The organism is Sulfitobacter sp. (assembly GCF_041552635.1).
Classification (GTDB): domain Bacteria; phylum Pseudomonadota; class Alphaproteobacteria; order Rhodobacterales; family Rhodobacteraceae; genus Sulfitobacter.
On sequence record NZ_JBFEKM010000252.1, the window covers coordinates 1 to 4,173 of the forward strand.

Annotated in this window: 5 protein-coding genes and 1 pseudogene; 4 read left to right on the forward strand and 2 right to left on the reverse strand. The window is 57.5% G+C overall.

The features are described from left to right. The 3 genes and pseudogenes from ABYT07_RS19425 to ABYT07_RS19435 all read left to right on the forward strand — a co-directional run. Nucleotides 1–138 (forward strand): annotated as a pseudogene (locus ABYT07_RS19425) (sodium:proton antiporter); the annotation flags it as partial. Next, nucleotides 135–836 carry a DUF4444 domain-containing protein gene (locus ABYT07_RS19430; RefSeq protein ID WP_372993668.1) on the forward strand — a complete coding sequence of 234 codons (702 nt, stop codon included), beginning with the start codon at nt 135–137 and terminating at the stop codon, nt 834–836. The pseudogene ABYT07_RS19425 and the gene ABYT07_RS19430, both read left to right, overlap by 4 nt. Continuing rightward, a complete protein-coding gene (locus tag ABYT07_RS19435) occupies nt 833–1,351 on the forward strand; it encodes a DUF6505 family protein (RefSeq protein WP_372993669.1) in 519 nt (172 codons plus the stop codon). The genes ABYT07_RS19430 and ABYT07_RS19435 overlap by 4 nt, the downstream gene beginning before the upstream one ends. Before the next feature lie 92 nt (nt 1,352–1,443). Here ABYT07_RS19435 and ABYT07_RS19440 read toward each other — a convergent pair whose 3' ends face one another. Then, on the reverse strand, nt 1,444–2,421 hold the full coding sequence (locus tag ABYT07_RS19440; RefSeq protein ID WP_372993672.1) for a helix-turn-helix domain-containing protein: 978 nt from the start codon (nt 2,419–2,421) through the stop codon (nt 1,444–1,446). A 185-nt stretch (nt 2,422–2,606) separates the two neighbouring features. Between ABYT07_RS19440 and ABYT07_RS19445 the strand changes: the two genes are divergently transcribed. Next, a complete protein-coding gene (locus tag ABYT07_RS19445; protein WP_372993670.1) occupies nt 2,607–3,665 on the forward strand; it encodes an alpha/beta hydrolase family protein in 1,059 nt (352 codons plus the stop codon). Between the two features lie 126 nt (nt 3,666–3,791). Here the strand turns inward: ABYT07_RS19445 and ABYT07_RS19450 are convergent. Further along, nucleotides 3,792–4,173: S1 RNA-binding domain-containing protein (locus ABYT07_RS19450; RefSeq protein WP_372993671.1), on the reverse strand; the 382-nt coding region annotated here is incomplete at its 5' end.

The following is a 4,173-nucleotide window of genomic DNA, read 5'->3' on the forward strand; positions in this document are numbered from 1 at the left end:
GCCGAAATTCCGCTGCATCTGGACATTCGCGTGGCAGCTGATGGCGGCGCGCCCATCGTGGTGTCCAAGCCCGACAGCCCACAGGCCGAAGCATTCCGGACTGTCGCCAAAGCGCTGATCGCAGGCGGCCACGCGTGACCGACACCCCGGTCTTTCCACCCCTGCTGACGGGGCTGCATGCTGCTGACCCCTTCGCATACGCCTGCACGCAAGCGCGTCAGGGCTGCGACGCGGGGCTGGTGGTTTATGATCCGGGACCAAGCGTTTTACAGGGGGCGATTGTGTTCGCCCCCGAAGTCTCCTTGGCATCGGCAATGGCGATGCTGCCGCTATGCGCTGTGGGGTTTCAAAACGCCCTTGGCGCGCTGGCCCCGCCCGAAGTTGGCGTGCATCTGGCGTGGAATGGCGATCTGCGGGTGAACGGCGCGATCTGTGGTCAGATGCGGGCGGCTGTGTCTGACCTTGATCCACAAGCTGTGCCCGACTGGCTTGTTGTGGGCTTTGCCATCAACATCCTGCCGCAAAGCGATACCCCCGGCGATACACCCGATCAGACCACGCTATACGGCGAAGGCTGTTCCGAGGTGAACCCGGTGACCCTGCTTGAATCTTGGGCGCGGCATACGCTGGTAGCGCTGAACCGGTGGTCCGACGACGGGCCCGGACCGCTGCACAAGGAATGGACCGGCCTTGCGTGGAACATCGGAAAAGACGTGACCCATGGCGATCTGTCGGGGCGTTTTACCGGCGTTGACCAAGACTTTGGGCTGCTGCTGAAATCCACCGACACGACCCACCTTATCCCACTGACTGACCTGTTGGAGCCTGCCTCATGAGCGATCTTTTCCTCGCCCGCGCGATCCATTTCGACGAAAGCGACCGAAACGTGTTCCATTCCCCTGCGCGTACCGGCGAATGGTGCGTATCGGGCGGGTTCGAGTTTTCGAACTGGTCCGACGGCGATCTGACCGGCAAGGCGCGGCAGGCCTTTGCAAACGGATGGATGGGGGTCGAAACCTTTGGCCGTGTGACGTTCGTGGCCGTGACCAAGGCCGAACCCTTTGAAGTCGAGGCAATCACCCTGCAATTGATGAAACATTTCGTCGAGATTTACGGTGCCCCGTCGATGGAAGCCGCCCGCCCCGTCGCCGAAGAAGAGGTTACCCAGATGATGGAACTGTGCGCCGACCATGCGCCCAACACCCTGCTGACCGTCGCGCGCGAGCTATCCGAAAGCGGCGTGCGCGAGAGCTTCAGGTTTATCGAGCCACAAGATGCAGGCATCGACCAGTTCGCGGTGCATGGATCACTGGACGAGGATGATCATGGCGGACACGGGCATTCGCATTAGGATAAGCTTCGCGCAGTGGGGCACGGTGTGCTGATGGCCGCTTTGGTTCGCGCACGCGATGGAGTGCAATTTTTCGGTTGATATGCTGCCCTTCAGGCAGCCTTTGAGTCAGAGTTTTCGGTGCGCCATTTCGAAGGAGATGTGCCCGTCACCCGAATGAATTCTCTGTTAAAGTTCGACTTTGTCGCAAAGCCGGCAGCGAGCGAGACAGCAAGTATCGTATCTTGGGTCGTGGTCAACAGGCGGCATGCGTCTTTGATTCTGTAGTTGTTTACAAATTGTGACACACTAAGCCCGCAGCTGCGGTTGATCGCGTTTGATACCCTGCGATCAGGCAAGCCCAGGCGACGGGCAAGGCGGCGCAGGCTCAATTCCTCGTTTCTGTGAACACCGGCTTGTGCAAAAAGTTCCTCGAGCTTTGCCATGACTTCGGTGTCTTGCTCCGTAGGGCGGTCGGCAGCGTCAACCGGGGTATCTTCGTTGAATTCGGCGGTGGGTGATACGCGTCCGAAAGCGGCACAAATCCCAATCACCAGCGCAAACGCCGACTGCACGAACCCAACAATCAGCCCAACGTGCTGGCCGTCATTGAACATGAAATCATAAATCACATAACCGTCGGTCAGTGCCGAAACGACAAGAATGACGCCAGTGAGAGCGATCGCCAAAACGATCTCGCGCGCGTTTTCAAGCGGCGAAAGCGCCAGTTGGTCCCGCCCTTTCAACGCAAGCCGGATCAGCAGGGCCCCAAAGACCAAGTATGTCACCAAGATCATTGCGTCTGCCATGTCCCGCGCGACTGACAGGCCGAACCAGTTCAGCGGGATGATGATCAGGGGCCAAAGACGTGATCCCTTTAATGGCCCCGTCAAGGCGCTATAGGATAAATAAGCCGCAACCGGCAAAACCGGTGCCAGAAGTGCCGCCAAGGGGGCCGCGCCAAGGACGCCGTACCCCCATCGCACGGTTATCAGCAGCGACTGCGTGGCATAGAGCGCAACAAGCGCCAAAAACAGTTGGTGGGCGCGGTGGGACAGGTCATGGGAACGCGCAAACCAGACAAATACCATCACGAGGAGAAGGCTCCCGAATAGGGAAAGCGGCACAAATATCATCGTAGGTTCATCCGTGTGTTGATTGGTTCGGGCCTATCCTGAATTGTGTTTCAGGACGACCTCAAACGCGTTTCAGGACGCCGTATCAGGCGTTTTTGGTCAAACAGCTGTCATATTCAATCAGTTGACGGAGACGGACCATGTCAAAAACGCGCAAATTTATTCAGGCCACTGCATGCCTTACTGTCCTTGGGCTTGTGGGCTGGGGCGGTTATGAACTTGTTCGACCTGCCTATGAGGGCGGTGCGGGCATCGCCTATGGATCTGCGTTCGCGCCAGTCCGCAACGGGAATGTCGATTTTCACATTTGGTATCCTGCCACGCCTGGCGGCAAGGCCGTGACCATTGGCGGTAACGGTGTGTTCCATGGCACCGCCGCTGGACGTGGCGCACCGCATCGCACCGGGCGTTTTCCGGCGATCATGATCTCGCACGGTGCAGGCGGCAACGCCGGGCAGTTCGGATGGATAGCAGCGCAGTTAGCCGAGGCTGGTTTCGTAGTTTTGTTGCCAAACCATTCTGGTACGACATCTGGCAATGCTTCTGCCGAAGCCGCCGTGCGCGTCTGGGAACGCCCGGCGGATGTCTCGGCTGTATTGGACGAAATCGCGTCGAACGCCAAGGACTACCCCTTTATCGACAATGACCGTATCGCAATACTGGGTTTTTCTGCAGGTGGATACACGGCCATGGCTGTCTCTGGCGCGCGGGTCGATCCGGAAAGGTTGCAGCGGTTCTGCGATGGCACCGATCATGGCATGTCTGATTGCGCTTTTCTGGCAATGTTCGGTATTGACCTGCACAGCTTAGACCTTGCCACGGCAGCGCAAGATTTAAGAGATCCCCGGATCAAAGCCGCGGTCGTTGTAGACCCCGGCATCGTGACCACGTTGACCGACCAAAGTTTGTCCGAAATCAGCATCCCGATGAAAATCATAAATCTGGGCGACGAAGATTTGGTGCCCGAGGGCGTATATGCCCGCGCTGCTGCCGAAAAGATTGCCAAGGCAGATTATGAAATCGTGACCGACGCGACCCACTTCAGCTTTCTTGCCGATTGCAAACCGCGTGGGGCATCCATCTTGCAGAGCGAGGGCGAATTGGATCGACTTTGCGACGATGCAGGAGGGCGTTCGCGCGCGGATATCCACCGGGAACTTGAAGACCTAATCGTCTCGTATTTCAAGAAGACCCTGTAATTCGAGTTTGAAAATGGTGGAAAGCCGCCATTCCCGGGTTGAACGCGAAGGGTTACTGCTTGCCCATCTACAAAAAAAGCCCCGGCGTTTCCACCGGGGCTTTTTCTTTTCAAAAGGGGCTAAGGATTACTCCTCTGCGCCTTCCTCTTTCTTGATCTCTTCGCCAGTTTCCTGATCGACGACTTTCATCGACAGGCGCACCTTGCCGCGATCGTCAAAGCCCAGAAGTTTGACTTTCACTTCCTGACCTTCCTTCAGAACGTCCGAAGGGTGGTTCAGGCGACGGTTTTCTATCTGGGACACGTGGACCAGACCATCGCGCTTGCCAAAGAAGTTCACGAATGCACCGAAATCAACGATCTTGACGACGGTACCGGTGTAAACCGCACCTTCTTCAGGCTCGGCCACGATGGACCAGATCATGTCATAGGCCTTCTTGATCGAGTCGCCGTTTGGCGATGCAATCTTGATGATACCTTCGTCGTTGATGTCGACCTTGGCACCGGAC